The organism is Pseudomonas fluorescens (assembly GCF_902498065.1).
Lineage (GTDB): Bacteria > Pseudomonadota > Gammaproteobacteria > Pseudomonadales > Pseudomonadaceae > Aquipseudomonas > Aquipseudomonas fluorescens_BJ.
This window is the reverse complement of the sequence record NZ_CABVIR010000002.1, coordinates 568,574-583,870: the sequence shown is the minus strand read 5'-3', so window position 1 is coordinate 583,870 and position 15,297 is coordinate 568,574. Positions and strand designations below refer to the sequence as shown.

The 15,297-nt window shown below is 58.8% G+C and carries 17 protein-coding genes and 1 pseudogene; 2 read left to right on the top strand and 16 right to left on the bottom strand.

What is annotated here, in order from left to right; translation table 11 throughout:
- Positions 1-275: 275 nt before the first annotated feature.
- Complete coding sequence (locus F8N43_RS12005; protein ID WP_150653823.1) at positions 276-1,385, top strand: RHS repeat-associated core domain-containing protein; 1,110 nt, start codon at positions 276-278, stop codon at positions 1,383-1,385.
- A gap of 12 nt (positions 1,386-1,397) precedes the next feature.
- On the opposite strand, the pseudogene F8N43_RS12000 reads toward F8N43_RS12005, so the two are convergent.
- Positions 1,398-1,817 (bottom strand): annotated as a pseudogene (locus tag F8N43_RS12000) (EscU/YscU/HrcU family type III secretion system export apparatus switch protein); the annotation flags it as partial.
- Between the two features lie 90 nt (positions 1,818-1,907).
- Here F8N43_RS12000 and F8N43_RS11995 point away from each other — a divergent pair.
- Positions 1,908-3,017, top strand: a complete 1,110-nt coding sequence (locus F8N43_RS11995) for an RHS repeat-associated core domain-containing protein (RefSeq protein ID WP_150653822.1) — start codon at positions 1,908-1,910, stop codon at positions 3,015-3,017.
- Between the two features lie 12 nt (positions 3,018-3,029).
- Here F8N43_RS11995 and flhB read toward each other — a convergent pair whose 3' ends face one another.
- From flhB to fliH, 15 genes are all read right to left on the bottom strand, one after another.
- On the bottom strand, positions 3,030-4,169 hold the full coding sequence (gene flhB / locus F8N43_RS11990; RefSeq protein ID WP_150630223.1) for a flagellar biosynthesis protein FlhB: 1,140 nt from the start codon (positions 4,167-4,169) through the stop codon (positions 3,030-3,032).
- Positions 4,170-4,172: 3 nt separating this feature from the next.
- Positions 4,173-4,958, bottom strand: coding sequence for a flagellar biosynthetic protein FliR (gene fliR / locus F8N43_RS11985; RefSeq protein WP_150630224.1), 786 nt, complete (start codon positions 4,956-4,958; stop codon positions 4,173-4,175).
- Positions 4,959-4,961: 3 nt separating this feature from the next.
- Positions 4,962-5,231, bottom strand: a complete 270-nt coding sequence (gene fliQ / locus F8N43_RS11980) for a flagellar biosynthesis protein FliQ (protein ID WP_008024593.1) — start codon at positions 5,229-5,231, stop codon at positions 4,962-4,964.
- On the bottom strand, positions 5,228-5,986 hold the full coding sequence (gene fliP, locus F8N43_RS11975) for a flagellar type III secretion system pore protein FliP (RefSeq protein WP_150630225.1): 759 nt from the start codon (positions 5,984-5,986) through the stop codon (positions 5,228-5,230). Before fliP ends, fliQ begins: the two co-directional genes overlap by 4 nt.
- A complete protein-coding gene (fliO, locus tag F8N43_RS11970; RefSeq protein WP_150653821.1) occupies positions 5,986-6,423 on the bottom strand; it encodes a flagellar biosynthetic protein FliO in 438 nt (145 codons plus the stop codon). Before fliO ends, fliP begins: the two co-directional genes overlap by 1 nt.
- Positions 6,424-6,882: a flagellar motor switch protein FliN gene (gene fliN, locus F8N43_RS11965; protein WP_008039811.1), complete on the bottom strand. Its 459-nt coding sequence runs from the start codon at positions 6,880-6,882 to the stop codon at positions 6,424-6,426.
- 68 nt (positions 6,883-6,950) lie between these two features.
- A complete protein-coding gene (gene fliM / locus F8N43_RS11960; protein WP_008024584.1) occupies positions 6,951-7,919 on the bottom strand; it encodes a flagellar motor switch protein FliM in 969 nt (322 codons plus the stop codon).
- Between the two features lie 9 nt (positions 7,920-7,928).
- On the bottom strand, positions 7,929-8,432 hold the full coding sequence (gene fliL, locus F8N43_RS11955) for a flagellar basal body-associated protein FliL (protein ID WP_150630227.1): 504 nt from the start codon (positions 8,430-8,432) through the stop codon (positions 7,929-7,931).
- 233 nt (positions 8,433-8,665) lie between these two features.
- Positions 8,666-10,030 (bottom strand): flagellar hook-length control protein FliK, encoded by a 1,365-nt coding sequence (locus tag F8N43_RS11950; RefSeq protein ID WP_150630228.1) that lies wholly within the window; start codon positions 10,028-10,030, stop codon positions 8,666-8,668.
- An 82-nt stretch (positions 10,031-10,112) separates the two neighbouring features.
- The gene (locus F8N43_RS11945) at positions 10,113-10,481 is read right to left on the bottom strand and encodes an Hpt domain-containing protein (protein WP_150630229.1); all 369 of its coding nucleotides are present in this window, start codon (positions 10,479-10,481) and stop codon (positions 10,113-10,115) included.
- A gap of 30 nt (positions 10,482-10,511) precedes the next feature.
- Positions 10,512-12,218, bottom strand: a complete 1,707-nt coding sequence (locus tag F8N43_RS11940; RefSeq protein WP_150630230.1) for a fused response regulator/phosphatase — start codon at positions 12,216-12,218, stop codon at positions 10,512-10,514.
- Between the two features lie 5 nt (positions 12,219-12,223).
- Positions 12,224-12,529, bottom strand: a complete 306-nt coding sequence (locus tag F8N43_RS11935; protein ID WP_150630231.1) for an STAS domain-containing protein — start codon at positions 12,527-12,529, stop codon at positions 12,224-12,226.
- Positions 12,530-12,689: 160 nt separating this feature from the next.
- Positions 12,690-13,139, bottom strand: a complete 450-nt coding sequence (fliJ, locus tag F8N43_RS11930) for a flagellar export protein FliJ (protein WP_150630232.1) — start codon at positions 13,137-13,139, stop codon at positions 12,690-12,692.
- A 6-nt stretch (positions 13,140-13,145) separates the two neighbouring features.
- Entirely contained in the window at positions 13,146-14,504 is a 1,359-nt protein-coding gene (gene fliI, locus F8N43_RS11925) for a flagellar protein export ATPase FliI (RefSeq protein ID WP_150630233.1), read from the bottom strand.
- Positions 14,494-15,297: a flagellar assembly protein FliH gene (gene fliH / locus F8N43_RS11920; RefSeq protein WP_150653820.1), complete on the bottom strand. Its 804-nt coding sequence runs from the start codon at positions 15,295-15,297 to the stop codon at positions 14,494-14,496. Before fliH ends, fliI begins: the two co-directional genes overlap by 11 nt.

Here is a 15,297-nt window from a genome sequence, read left to right as displayed (position 1 = left end):
CCTTTAAAGCAAACTTTTGACGCCTGAAGCAGGCGCAGGGCGGCTACTGCAAGAAGCCTTCCAACTTTTTGCCGGGGGTTAAAACAGGGAGAGCTGTGTCGTCTCGGAGGGCCTCATCGGGGGCAAGTCCGGGATGAGCATCCGGAAAAGTGCGTCACTGAAAAGCCAATCTGACGGACCAAAGATCAATGAACCTATCAGTTCTGCTAGTACCCGACCCAGGCCAAACCACCAATACTGAGTGCCTGCCATTCTTAACGTCGGAGCGCTCACTCATGCAATCACGGCGCAACACGCTGCTCTGCCATTACCGCTACGACGCCCTCGACCGGCTGATAGCCAATGAGCAGCCGAGTGCGCCTGAGCGGCAGCGGTTTTATTGCAAAAGCCGTTTGGCTACCGAGATCCAGGGTGTGGACCGGTATTCGCTACTGCAACACGGCGACCAAATACTGGCGCAGCAGCAGAGCGAGGGCGATGCACTCAGTACCACGTTGCTGGCCACTGATCAGCAGCGCTCCGTGCTACAGACCCTTAATGCCAATCAAACACGGCGACCTATCGCGTATACGCCCTACGGCCACCACCGCCCTGAAAATGGATTGCTAAGCCTGCTTGGCTTTAACGGCGAACGGCCGGATCCGGTTACCGGTTGTTACTTGTTGGGGAATGGGTATCGGGCGTTTAATCCGGTGTTGATGCGGTTTAATTGTCCGGATAGTTGGAGTCCGTTTGGAGACGGCGGACTGAATTCGTATATGTATTGTTTGGGAGATCCAATTAACAATACCGATTCAACTGGACATGTTCGAGAGTTCTTTGCCCGTCTACTAGGCAGGCAACCGTCAGCACCAACACCAATTTCGAGCTTTGGTAGTCGATTTGTATCAAGGCCAGGAATAACTCCTGAAGAAGCTACGCGCGCTCATGCCCGAATTATTGAAATAGAAACTAAAATCCCCGAGCTAATAAGTGATGCACAACTATCAGTTTTTACAAGAGACCAGTTCGACCTGAGCATATCTACAAGCAGCAAACCACCCCAAGCTTCCATGCGGCTTGAACAACTCGCTTACAGGGCTGCACGCCCCGAAACTCGTGAGTTTATGGATCCTAGATACATAGCACACCCTTTCGAAAAACCTTACAACAAACTTATAAATAACGCAGCAGCTACTGATCAAGCAGGTTATCGCATTCTATTCCAGCGATTGAATCAGATAACGGGTCCTGACATTTCAACGCGGCTTGCGCTCATAAGTCGTAAAGGTCTGGATCGAGGATTAATTTCCTCATATAAAAAAAGAATGAATTCAGCCATACCTGGCGAAGTCGATGTTTTACAGGCTGAACGTTATCGTATTCGCGATCAGCATTTTCAATAAACGCTAGGTCCTTCAAGAATCCCGCCGCAAATCCGGCGGAATCGGCAAATCATCCTTCAGCGGATCCGGCCGTTTACCCTTGCCAGCCCGGTGCTGTCGGATCTGGTAGACGTAAGCGAGCACCTGGGCGACGGCAAGATAGAGCCCGCCAGGGATTTCCTGATCAAGTTCGGTGGAGTAGTAGATCGACCGCGCCAAAGCAGGCGATTCCAGCAACAACACCTCATTCGCCACGGCAATCTCACGAATCTTCAGCGCCAGGAAATCATTGCCCTTGGCAATCAGCATCGGCGCCCCGCCCTTGTCGGGGTCGTATTTGAGCGCCACGGCGTAGTGAGTCGGGTTGGTAATGACCACGTCGGCCTCAGGAATGGCCGCCATCATTCGGCGCTGGGACATCTCGCGTTGCAACTGGCGAATACGCTGTTTGACCCCGGAAAACTAGCAGTTCTGCTAGTACCCAACCCTGGCGATACCGCCAATACTGAGTGCCAGTCCTTCTGACCTTTGGAGCACTCATTCATGCAATCGCTGCGCGAAACCCTGCTCTGCCATTACCGCTACGACGCCCTCGACCGGCTGATAGCCAATGAGCACCCGAGTGCGCCTGAGCGGCAGCGGTTTTATTGCAAAAGCCGTTTGGCTACCGAGATCCAGGGTGTGAACCGGTATTCGCTACTGCAACACGGCGACCAAATACTGGCGCAGCAGCAGAGCGAGGGCGATGCACTCAGTACCACGTTGCTGGCCACTGATCAGCAGCGCTCCGTGCTGCAGACCCTTAATGCCAATCAAACACGGCGACCTATCGCGTATACGCCCTACGGCCACCACCGCCCTGAAAATGGATTGCTAAGCCTGCTTGGCTTTAACGGCGAACGGCCGGATCCGGTTACCGGTTGTTACTTGTTGGGGAATGGGTATCGGGCGTTTAATCCGGTGTTGATGCGGTTTAATTGTCCGGATAGTTGGAGTCCGTTTGGAGACGGCGGACTGAATTCGTATATGTATTGTTTGGGAGATCCAATTAACAATACCGATTCAACTGGACATGTTCGAGAGTTCTTTGCCCGTCTACTAGGCAGGCAACCGTCAGCACCAACACCAATTTCGAGCTTTGGTAGTCGATTTGTATCAAGGCCAGGAATAACTCCTGAAGAAGCTACGCGCGCTCATGCCCGAATTATTGAAATAGAAACTAAAATCCCCGAGCTAATAAGTGATGCACAACTATCAGTTTTTACAAGAGACCAGTTCGACCTGAGCATATCTACAAGCAGCAAACCACCCCAAGCTTCCATGCGGCTTGAACAACTCGCTTACAGGGCTGCACGCCCCGAAACTCGTGAGTTTATGGATCCTAGATACATAGCACACCCTTTCGAAAAACCTTACAACAAACTTATAAATAACGCAGCAGCTACTGATCAAGCAGGTTATCGCATTCTATTCCAGCGATTGAATCAGATAACGGGTCCTGACATTTCAACGCGGCTTGCGCTCATAAGTCGTAAAGGTCTGGATCGAGGATTAATTTCCTCATATAAAAAAAGAATGAATTCAGCCATACCTGGCGAAGTCGATGTTTTACAGGCTGAACGTTATCGTATTCGCGATCAGCATTTTCAATAAACGCTAGGTCCTTCAAGAATCCCGCCGCAAATCCGGCGGAATCGGCAAATCATCCTTCAGCGGATCCGGCCGTTTACCCTTGCCAGCCCGGTGCTGTCGGATCTGGTAGACGTAAGCGAGCACCTGGGCGACGGCAAGATAGAGCCCGCCAGGGATTTCCTGATCAAGTTCGGTGGAGTAGTAGATCGACCGCGCCAAAGCAGGCGATTCCAGCAACAACACCTCATTCGCCACGGCAATCTCACGAATCTTCAGCGCCAGGAAATCATTGCCCTTGGCAATCAGCATCGGCGCCCCGCCCTTGTCGGGGTCGTATTTGAGCGCCACGGCGTAGTGAGTCGGGTTGGTAATGACCACGTCGGCCTCAGGAATGGCCGCCATCATTCGGCGCTGGGACATCTCGCGTTGCAACTGGCGAATACGCTGTTTGACCTCTGGCTTCCCTTCCTGATCCTTGTGCTCGTCGCGCACTTCCTGCTTGGTCATCAGCAGTTTCTTGTGGCTTTCCCACAGCTGCACCGGCACGTCGACAGCGGCGATGATGATCAAGCCGCAGGCCATCCACAGGGTGCTCCAGCCAACCACTTGCAGGCTGTGAATGATCGCCATGTCCAACGGCTCATGCGCAATGCGCATCAAGTCGTCGATGTCGGATTTCAACACCGCCAGTGCGACGAACAGCACAATGAAAAACTTCGCCAGGGCCTTGAGCAGTTCCACTAGTGCCTTGGCCGAGAACATCCGCTTCAGCCCTGCGCCGGGGTTCATGCGACTGAATTTCGGTGCCAGCGAGCCCGCCGCGAACAGCCAGCCGCCGAGAGAAATCGGGCCGAGAAACGCCGCCAGCAGCAAGGTGATCATCACTGGCTGAATCGACAGCAGGGCGATCTGCCCCGAGTGCAGAAGGAAGGCGCCCATGCTGCGCTGATCCAGAATCACTTCCCGCGACAGCGTGAAGTTCATGCGCATCAGTTCCATCATGTCCTGCGCCAAAGCCCCGCCAAAGATCAGCAGCGCACTGGCACCGGCGAGCATGATCGCCAGGGTATTGAGCTCTTTGGAGCGCGCAATCTCGCCTTTTTCCCTGGAGTCCTTTTTACGTTTCTCCGTGGGGTCTTCTGTTTTGTCCTGACCGCTCTCGCTCTCAGCCATGACTCAGCGCGCCCGTGCCAGTTCGCGTAACCACTGCAAGGCCTCGGTAGCCAGCGGTTGATACTGATTGATGATGTCCGCCAGCCCTACCCAGACGATGAACAGCCCGAGCACCAGGGTCAGCGGGAAGCCGATGGAAAAAATGTTCAGCTGCGGCGCGGCGCGGGTCATCACGCCAAACGCGATGTTGACCACCAACAGCGCCGTGATCGCTGGCAGCACCAGCATCAACGCCGCACCCAGCACCCAACCGAGCTTGCCGGCCAGGTCCCAGAATTGTGAAACCATCAACCCGCTACCGACCGGCAACGTGGTGAAGCTTTCAGTGAGAATTTCGAAGACCACCAAGTGGCCATTCATGGCCAGGAACAACAGCGTCACCAGCATGGTGAAAAACTGCCCGATCACCGCCACCGAAACGCCGTTGGTGGGATCGACCATCGACGCGAAGCCCATGCCCATCTGAATCGAAACGATCTGCCCGGCGACCACGAAGGCCTGGAAGAACAGTTGCAGGGCGAACCCAAACACCGCGCCGATGAGGATCTGTTCGGCAATCAGCAGCAGCCCGCTCAAGTCCAGCGCATTGACCGGCGGCATCGGCGGCAAACCGGGGGCAATCACGACGGTGATCGCGAGGGCGAAATACAAGCGCACTCGCTTGGGCACCAGGGTCGTACCGAAGACCGGCATGACCATCAGCAAGGCACCGATGCGAAACAACGGCAACATGAACGTCGCCACCCAGGTGCTGATCTGGGTATCGGTCAGTTGCAGCAGCGACGGCATGGTTTAGCCGATGACCCGAGGAATATTGCCGTACAACTGCAGGATGTACTCCATGAACGTCTGCACCAGCCACGGGCCGGCGACGATCAGGGTCACCAGCATGACCAGCAGGCGCGGCAGAAAGCTCAGGGTCTGTTCGTTGATCTGCGTGGCGGCCTGGAACATCGCCACCAACAGGCCCACCAACAGACTCGGAATCACCAGCACCGCGACCATCATGGTGGTCAGCCAGAGTGCTTCGCGAAAGATGTCTACCGCAACTTCCGGCGTCATGGCGAAACACCGCCGAAGCTGCTTGCCAATGTACCGATGATCAGCGCCCAGCCATCCACCAGCACGAACAGCATGATCTTGAACGGCAGGGAAATGATCAGCGGCGAGAGCATCATCATACCCATGGCCATCAGCACACTGGCGACGACCAGGTCGATGATCAGGAATGGAATGAAGATCATGAAGCCGATCTGGAAAGCGGTTTTCAGCTCGGACGTGACGAAGGCCGGCACCAGAATGGTCAGCGGCGCCTGATCCGGCGTGGCAATGTCGGTGCGCTTGGACAGGCGCATGAACAGCTCCAGATCACTGCTGCGCGTCTGCGCCAGCATGAAGTCCTTGATCGGCACCTGGGCCTTGGCCACGGCATCTTGCGCGGTGAGTTTTTCCGCCAGATACGGCTGCAAGGCATCCTGGTTCACCCGGTCGAACACTGGCGCCATGATGAACAGGGTCAGGAACAGCGCCATGCCGGTGAGGATCTGGTTCGACGGCGTCTGCTGCAGGCCCAGGGCCTGACGCAGGATCGAGAAGACAATGATGATCCGGGTGAAACTGGTCATCAGCATGACGAACGCCGGAATGAAACTCAGCGCGGTCATGATCAACAGGATTTGCAGGCTGACCGAGTATTCCTGAGCGCCATTGGCGTTGGTGCCCAGGGTAATCGCCGGGATCGACAACGGATCGGCGGCGACGGCCAGCGGCGCAGCCAGCATCAGGGCCAGCGTCAAGATGATGCGTAGCGCACCCATTACTTCTTATCCTTCTGATCCTTGCCCATCAGCTCCATCAGGCGCAGGGCAAACTCCGGGGTCGCTTTCTCGGTGACCGGCACGTGCACCGGCTCCTTGAGCACATGCAGCGCGGTGATGGTGCCAGGGCTCAAACCAAGCAGAATCTGCTCGTTGCCGACCTGCACCAGCATCAATCGGTCACGTGGACCCAACGCCCGGGAACCGATCAACTCGATCACCTGCCCTTTTCCGGCCGGTCCGGCTTGCTGGACCCGGCGCAGCAGCCAGGCGAGGAAGAAGATCAACCCCAGCACCAGCAGCAAACCGAGCACGAGTTGCGTCAACTGCCCCGCCACACCGCTGCTGACCGCAGGGGCCGCGGCAACAGTCGCCACCGGCTCGGCCGCCAGAACACTGAACGGCAAGGCCAGCACTAACCCCAGAACCTTGTTCACTCAGCGCAGCTTCTTGATGCGTTCGCTTGGGCTGATCACGTCGGTCAGGCGGATGCCGAACTTCTCGTTGACCACCACGACTTCACCGTGAGCGATCAACGTACCGTTGACCAGCACGTCCAGCGGTTCACCGGCCAGACGATCGAGCTCGATCACCGACCCCTGGTTGAGTTGCAGCAGGTTACGGATGTTGATGTCGGTGCTGCCGACTTCCATGGAAATCGACACCGGGATGTCGAGGATCACGTCCAGGTTCGGACCGTCCAGGGTCACCGGATCGTTGTTTTTCGGCACGCTGCCAAACTCTTCCATGGGCAGACGGTTGGACGACGAACCGGCAGCGTCAGCGGCCAGCAAAGCGTCGATGTCGTCCTGCCCGGCATCGCCGGTTTCTTCCAGGGCCGCAGCCCATTCGTCAGCCAACGCCTGGTCGTCCTGGGTATTCATATCGTCTGCCATTATGTGTCCTCGGCGGGCAACCCTTCAAAGGCAGCCGTCAGTTAAAAGCGAATGTGAAGAGGCGCCGGTCAACGGCGCTCGATCGGCTCGATCACTTGCAACGCGAGGTTGCCTTTGTGCGAGCCCATCTTGACCTTGAACGCAGGCACGCCGTTGGCGCGCATGATCATTTCTTCCGGCATTTCGACCGGGATGATGTCCCCCGGCTGCATATGCAGAATGTCGCGCAGGCGCAACTGGCGACGGGCAACCGTGGCACCAATCGGCACGTCGACATCGAGTACGTCCTGGCGCAGGGCATTGACCCAACGCTCGTCCTGATCGTCGAGGTCCGACTGGAAGCCGGCGTCGAGCATTTCACGCACCGGCTCGATCATCGAGTACGGCATGGTCACGTGCAGGTCGCCGCCACCGCCATCGAGTTCGATGTGGAAGGTCGACACCACGATGGCTTCGCTCGGGCCGACGATGTTGGCCATGGCCGGGTTTACTTCCGAGTTGATGTACTCGAAGTTCACTTCCATGATCGCCTGCCAGGCCTCCTTCAAATCGACGAAGGCCTGTTCCAGCACCATGCGCACCACCCGCAGTTCGGTCGGGGTGAATTCACGCCCTTCGATCTTTGCGTGACGGCCGTCGCCGCCGAAAAAGTTGTCCACCAGTTTGAACACCAGTTTGGCGTCGAGGATGAACAGCGCGGTGCCTCGCAACGGCTTGATCTTGACCAGATTGAGGCTGGTCGGCACGTACAGCGAGTGCACGTATTCGCCGAACTTCATCACCTGCACACCACCGACGGCAACGTCCGCCGAGCGGCGCAGCATGTTGAACATGCTGATACGGGTGTAGCGGGCGAAACGCTCGTTGATCATTTCCAGGGTCGGCATGCGTCCACGGACGATGCGATCCTGGCTGGTCAGGTCGTAGCTTTTGACGCTGCCGGGCTCGGCAGCGGTATCGGTCTGTACCAGACCATCGTCGACACCATGCAACAGCGCATCGATCTCATCCTGGGACAGCAGGTCCTGCACGGCCATGTCGTGTTCCTACTGCAGTACGAAATTAGTGAAAAGCAACTGTTCGATGACTACTTTGCCAAGCTCTTTCTGCGCCACTTCCTGGACGCTGGCCGTGGCTTTCTGACGCAGCATTTCCTGACCGACCGGCGACGCCAGGGTCGCGAAATCCTGCCCGGAAAACAGCATGACAAGGTTGTTGCGGATGACCGGCATGTGAACTTTGAGCGCTTCCAGGTCGGCCTGATTGCGACCCTGCATGGTGATGCTCACCTGCATGTAGCGCTGGCGGCCGTTCTGGTTGTAATTGGCCACGAAGGCCGGCGCCATTTGCTCGAAAACCGCCGGCTGCTTGCCGACCGGGGTGGTTTCAGCCGCAGCGACCGGTTTGCTCTGGGCGCTGTGCATGAAGAACCAGGTCGCTCCCACGGACAAGCCGATCGCCAGCAGAAGGGCCACCACGACCACAATGATCAGCTTGAGTTTGCCTTTGGTTGCGGGGTCTTTTACTGCTGCTGCTTCGCTCTTCGCCATGCCAATAATCCGTCACTATTCGGGTTTTCACAGTCGCACGGCAAGGCAAGAGCAAGTGTTATGCCAGAAGTGTCGGGAGGGAGATGGGAGGGGGGACGGCCGTAGCCTGAAAAACGGCAAATCCTGTGGGAGCGGGCTTGCCCGCGATGAGGGCCGGACAGTCAACATTTGCATCGACTGCTGCACCGCTATCGCGGGCAAGCCCGCTCCCACAGAGTTGGTGTTTGGTCCTGTCAGGCGTAGTAGTCGACAGCACTGGAACCGATGACGCTGGTCGTACTGGCCGCCACTTCGGCAACGGTTGGCGCTAGCTCTTCATCCACGCCATCGAGGCGACCACCGCTAGCGTTGGTGCGTCCGCCCTGCCCCTGCTGAGCCTGTTGTTCCTGACCCTGCCCCTGCCAGCCACGCGACTGGTCGGAAACGTTGACATCGACCTGCCCCATGCCCTGCTGCGCAAACATGTCACGCAAGCGGTGCATTTGCCCATCGAGCGCTTCGCGAACGCTTGGATGCGCGCTCATAAAGGTCACCTGGGTCTGCTGATCCGGCACCATGTTCACCCGAATGTCGAGGCGCCCCAGCTCGGCTGGTTGCAGCTGGATATCGGCTGCCTTGAGATTGACGCTGGACAGGTACATGACCCGGTTCACCACTTCCTCGGTCCAGCCGCTTTGATTCATCGCAATCGGTTGATTCACTGGCACCGCGTTGGCGGTTTTCGGTGTGGCAGCCTGGGTCAGCGCCGCCAGTCGGTTGGCGAAGTCATCGACACGGGTGTCGCTGCTGGCCGACTTCAAGTCCTTGAGGCCGTCATCGATCAGCCCACTGAAAGCATTCTCACCGCCCTGGCTGGTGCTGTCCTTGTCCGCCTGCACATCGAGCATGCCCGCCATGCCGGCGGCAAAGTTCTGCGCCGAGGTAGGTTCGCCGTCAGCCTGGGCCTGAGCAGCCGTCGGTGCGGCCTTGGGTTGCGCCTGACTGGCAGCGGAAATATGACCGCCCTGCTCCATGGCCATACGCACGGCCGGCAGCGCATCCAGCGGATCGGCTTCAGGATCGAACGCGTCATCCGCAGGCGCAGCCACTTGTGCCGCCGTCACTGGCGCAGCAACAGGCGCCTGGACTGGCGGCTGCTCAGTGACCACCACTGGCGGCGCCTGCGGAACCGGAGCCGCCGCCACAGCCTGCAACGCTGGCAGCAATGAAGGATCAAGGGCAGGATCAACCGGTGCAGTGTCGGCTACCGGAGTTTCTACAGTAGCCGCCGCATCATCGCTGGCGGTCTTGTCGTCAGCCGGCGCCGGTTTGTCGGCGGGCAAGGATTTGCCGCTATCGGCAACCGTCGGTTCCGGGGCGGCAGACTTGTCGTCGCCGACGCTCTTTTTATCAGGGCTGTCCGGGGTTTTGTCGCGCACCGGCTTCGCCGATCCATCGGAGGCCGCCGAGGGCTTGTTCTGGGCTTGATTGGCGTAGACCTGAGCGAAGCTGGACGCCTTGTCCCCGGACTCAGCGGACAGCGCCGGTGGATTGGCGGAGGCGGCTTGAGTCTTGGCCTGAGCGGCGGCCTGAAGAAGAATATTGGGGGTAACGGGCATGAAACGGTCTCCGCTGCACTGGGATCGTAGGTACAGTTGCGGAGATTGCTGCAAGGGTTGCGCCAGTTTTGTTCAATCGGCGCTAAAAACGCCGGACGGTCGCACCGTCAGCGAGAGAGCGCTGGCGCTCTGCTTCATAGAGGGGGCGGATAATGGCGAATTCGCCATCGATTTCACCGACCAGTTTCTCGATACCTTCCAAGGGTGTCTGCCTGGCTCGCTGCTCGAGTTCATTGCACAGCTGCGCGAGGCGAATGGCGCCCATGTTGCTGCAACTGCCCTTGAAACTGTGCGCAGTGGCACCAAGCGTCTCGGCGTCGTCTGCCTTGCGCAGCAGACTCAAGCGCTCTTTGGAATCGGCGAGAAAGGTATCCAGCAACGTCGAATACTCATCCTCCATGACCTCTTGCAACGCGCTCAGCACGTCGCGGTCCAGATGTGTGTCAGCCACTTGCTCACTCCTTGATCAAGAATGCGCGGATTATGCCAGAGCCTCCCAGAAAAATTCCACGCGGGCACTACGACCATCGTCGGACCATTGGGCGCTGCGGCTCAATTGGCGGATCAGACTGACACCACGTCCCGACAGACGGACGCCATCTAGGGGGCGCGCCATCACCCGATCGACATCAAACCCTTTGCCACTATCTTCGACACGAATCGTCAGGCAACCGCCCTCACCTCTGGGCGTGACCTGTAAATGCACCCGCACATAGCCATCCTGCAACTCGTCCAGACGTGCATTGCGTTGCTGATAATACCGGGCAAAACCCGATGCATCGCGCTTCAGGCTTGAGTCCAGTCCCAGCACGCCATGCTCTAGCGCATTGGAGTACAACTCCGCGAGGACACTGTAGAGCGCGCCGCTCTGGGCGCGCAAACCATGGACCTCCAGCAGCAACTGCAAAAGATACGGCAGTGGGTTGAAGCGCTTGAGGGTGGCAGCGCGAAACTCGAAACTCACCGACCAGTCCAGCGGGCAGGACTGACCGCTATCGGAATAGACCAGCGCCGGCGGACTCAGCTGTTCAGCCTCCAACAGGCTGACCTCGACCATGCTGACATCATCGCGAGCCTCACCGCGAAAATCCCGCAGCGCCTGTTCGATCTCCTCGAAAAGCCGGTCGGGCTGACGGTTGGCCGCAAACACCTGCTGCAATCGCCCGACACCAAACAACTGCTCATTGGCATCGCACGTATCGATTACCCCGTCGGACAACAGGAACACCCGGTCCCCGACCGCCATTGGAAATACTTCGGTGCAGTCATCGAACGTCTGCGGGCTCAGCACGCCAAGCGGCAAATGCCGAGCCGTCAGCGGTGTGCGCTCGCCAGTGGCGACACTGTGCAGGTAACCGTCCGGCATCCCGCCATTCCAGACTTCCACCGAGCGCCGTTGAAAGCTCAGGCACAGCAGCGTCGCACAGCAGAACATGTCCACCGGCAGGATTCGCTTGAGCTTGGCGTTCATCTCGCGCAGGGTTTCCGACAGGCCATAACCCTTGGCGGTCATGCCGTAGAAGACCTCGGCCAGGGGCATCGCCCCGACGGCGGCCGGCAAGCCATGGCCGGTGAAATCGCCAAGCAGCACGTGCATGTCGCCGGCCGGAGTGAATGCCGCCAGCAGCAAATCACCATTGAATAGCGCATAGGGCGATTGCAGGTAGCGGATATTGGGGGCGTTCAGGCAGCCAGAGTGGGCGACCTTATCGAACACAGCTTTGGCCACACGCTGTTCGTTGAGCAGGTAATCGTGATGCCGGGCGATCTGGTCTCGCTGCTCCAGCACGGTGGCCTGCAACCGGCGCAAGCGGTCCATCGCCTTGATTTTGGCGGCGAGGATCACCTGGTTGTAGGGTTTTGCCAGAAAGTCGTCACCGCCGGCCTCCAGGCAGCGCGCCAAGGCTTCGCTTTCGGTCAGCGACGTCAGGAAGATGATTGGTACCAGGGTTTCCCCGGCCAGCGTCTTGATCTGCCGCGCCGCCTCGAAACCGTCCATCACCGGCATCATGGCGTCCATCAAGACCAGCTGCGGTCGCTGCTGGCGAAAAGCTTCGACCGCTTCGGCACCGTTGGCCGCCGTCAGGACTTCATGCCCCTGACGGCGGACAATAGTGGACAACAGCATGCGGTCGGCCGCGCTGTCTTCAGCGATCAGGATTGTCAGCGGCTCGAACAACGATTGCACGGCCGTCACGCCACGTCGAAGATCTGTTCGAAGTTGGAGATGGCGAGAATCTTGCGCACATCGGCGTTGGCGTTGGTCAGCTTGATCTCGGCGTTCTCGCCACCGGCGTGATCACGCAACAGCAACAACATGCCTAGCGCGGAACTGTCGAGGTAAGTGGCGTCCTTCAAGTTCACTTCGAAGGACTCGGGTTTTGGCTCAAGATTCTCGTAGGATTCTCGAAATTCCTGATGTTTGGCGAAATCGAATCGTCCCTTGATCGATATCGTCAGTTTTTGCCCATTCGGAGAGACTTCTGTAACAACTGACATTGAACGGCTTCCTTGTCATTGGTGAACATACTTGTACAAGGTTTAGCACCTGGTGGAGATGGGGGCAAGGCGGGAAATTTGTGGAGTTTCCGAGCAAGTCTTCGCGGGCAAGCTCCGAGGGGGGCGTTCCGACGAAGAACGATAACGCGGTCAGGCTGATTCAATACGGACTCTCGCGCGGCAAGCGCTGGGACAACTCGTCCAGCAGCTTCTGCTCGCGCTTGTCTTCCAGCTGCCGCGCCTCGTCCGCATAGCGCTGAACCAGCTTGCGCAAGCCCTCGACCCGGGCAAACGCCTGCTGCCAGGTTTCCCGCGCCTTGTTCAGATTGTTCTGATGCCACGCCAGGCTTTGCCGTTGCTGATCGATGGCCGTGCCCAGTTGCGCGAGGAAGCCCTGGTAACCCAGCAGCCATTGGCCCGAGACGCCGCTACTGCCGCGCACGATCCATTGCTCCTGATAATCGAGTCGAAAGGCTTCAAGGTCGGCGAGTTTGCTTTCGGCCAAGCGAACCTGGCCCTGAAAATGGCCCAACCGCTGGACGGCGGTTTTCTCGGCCTTTTCGGCCATTTCGACCACCGGCGCCAAGCGCCCTGCCCGACTCTGGGCCATGATCGATTAGCCGCCAGCCGCGGGCGCGAAGATCGAGCCGAGATAGGCTTCGCTTTCACCCAGGCTGATGCTGTCGTTCAATCCCTGGCGCAGGTATTTGACCAGTTGCGGTTGCAGGGAAATCGCCAGGTCAGTTTCCCGATCTCCGCCGGGCACGTAGGCGCCCACGCTGATCAGGTCGCGACTCTGTTGATAACGCGACCACAACTGCTTGAAATACTGAGCGCGGGTCATGTGCTCCGGCGACACCACCGACGGCATGACCCGGCTGATCGACGCTTCGATGTCGATGGCCGGGTAATGCCCTTCCTCGGCCAGACGCCGGGACAGGACGATGTGCCCGTCGAGTACACCCCGCGCGGCGTCGGCGATCGGATCCTGCTGGTCGTCGCCTTCGGACAACACGGTATAAAACGCGGTGATCGAACCGCCGCCCTTTTCAGCGTTACCGGCCCGCTCCACCAGTTTCGGCAACTTGGCGAACACCGATGGCGGATAGCCCTTGGTCGCCGGCGGCTCGCCAATGGCCAGGGCGATTTCCCGCTGGGCCTGGGCGAAACGGGTCAAGGAGTCCATCAGCAACAGGACATTCTTGCCCTTGTCGCGAAAATACTCGGCGATTCGCGTGCAATACATGGCGGCGCGCAGACGCATCAGCGGCGCATCGTCCGCCGGGGACGCCACGACCACTGAACGCTTGAGGCCTTCTTCACCGAGAATGTGCTCGATGAACTCTTTAACTTCTCGACCCCGTTCGCCGATCAGCCCAACGACGATAATGTCGGCCTCGGTGAAGCGGGTCATCATGCCCAACAGCACACTCTTGCCGACGCCGGTACCGGCAAACAGCCCGAGCCGCTGGCCGCGACCGACCGTCAACAAGCCGTTGATGGAGCGAATGCCCACGTCCAGCGGCTCGCTGATCGGGTGACGCTTGAGCGGGTTGATCGTCGGCCCGTCCATCGGCACCCAGTCTTCGGCCTTCATTCCGCCCTTGCCGTCCAGCGCACGACCGGCGCCATCAAGCACCCGTCCGAGCATGCTCATGCCCATCGGCAGACGACCGGTATCAGCCAACGGCACCACGCGGGCACCGGGCGCGATGCCGGCGACGCTGCCGACCGGCATCAGAAAGACCTTGCTGCCGGAGAAGCCCATGACTTCGGCTTCGACCTGCACCGGATGGTAACTGTCGTCGTTGATCACCATGCAGCGGCTGCCCATGGCGGCGCGCAAGCCTTCGGCTTCGAGGGTCAGGCCGACCATGCGCAGCAAGCGGCCTTCAAGAATTGGTGCGCCGGCCAGCTCCGTGGCCTCGGCGTAACTGCCCAGGCGCTTGGCGAAGCTGGTGCGATCAAGGCGCATCGGGATCTGCTTCCGGTTCTGATTCGACGGCAGGCTTGGTGTCGATCGGTAACTCCAGGCTCAGGTCCGGCTCGGCCGGGTGCAGCGCCTGTTCATGCAATTGATCGAACAGCTTGTCCATGACCCGGGCGACGCGGGTTTCAACGGTGGCGTCGATACGACTGTGCTCAGTCTCGACCCGGCAACCACCAGGCAACAACGCTTCGTCCTCGACGATGCGCCAGGTTTCTTCATGGCGCTCGCGCAGAGCTTTGACCTGCTCGAAATCCTGCGGATTGATGTACAACCGCACGTTGCCCACGCCCAGCGGCAACAGCTTGAGGGCTTCGCGCATGACGTGTTCGATCTGTGTCGAGTCAATCGCCAGTTCGCGCTGAATCACCTGTCTGGTGATGTGCTGAACGAGGTCGACCAGCGACTTTTCGATCTGGGTGTCCTGCTCGGCGATGGGCTCGAACAGGTTGGCCATCAACTGCTCCAGGGCAGCGACTTTCGGCAACAGGACGGCCTCTGCTTCCTGACGGACCTTGAGCGTAGTGCTGTGAAAACCTTCTTTTTCACCCGTCGCAAAGCCTTCGTTGTAGGCCTCCTGGCGAATGCTTTCGAGCTCTTCGAGGGTCAGTGGCTGGACTTCTTCCAGCGGCACTTCTTCCATTTCCGGCGGCTCGGGCTCAGGCTCCGGCTCGGGTTCCGGCACATGCGGGTCGAAACTGGGCAGCGACCAGACATCGAAACCACCGACGTCCTTGGCACGGATCAGGTCGGTGTTGGACTCATCATGTTTGGACGACAT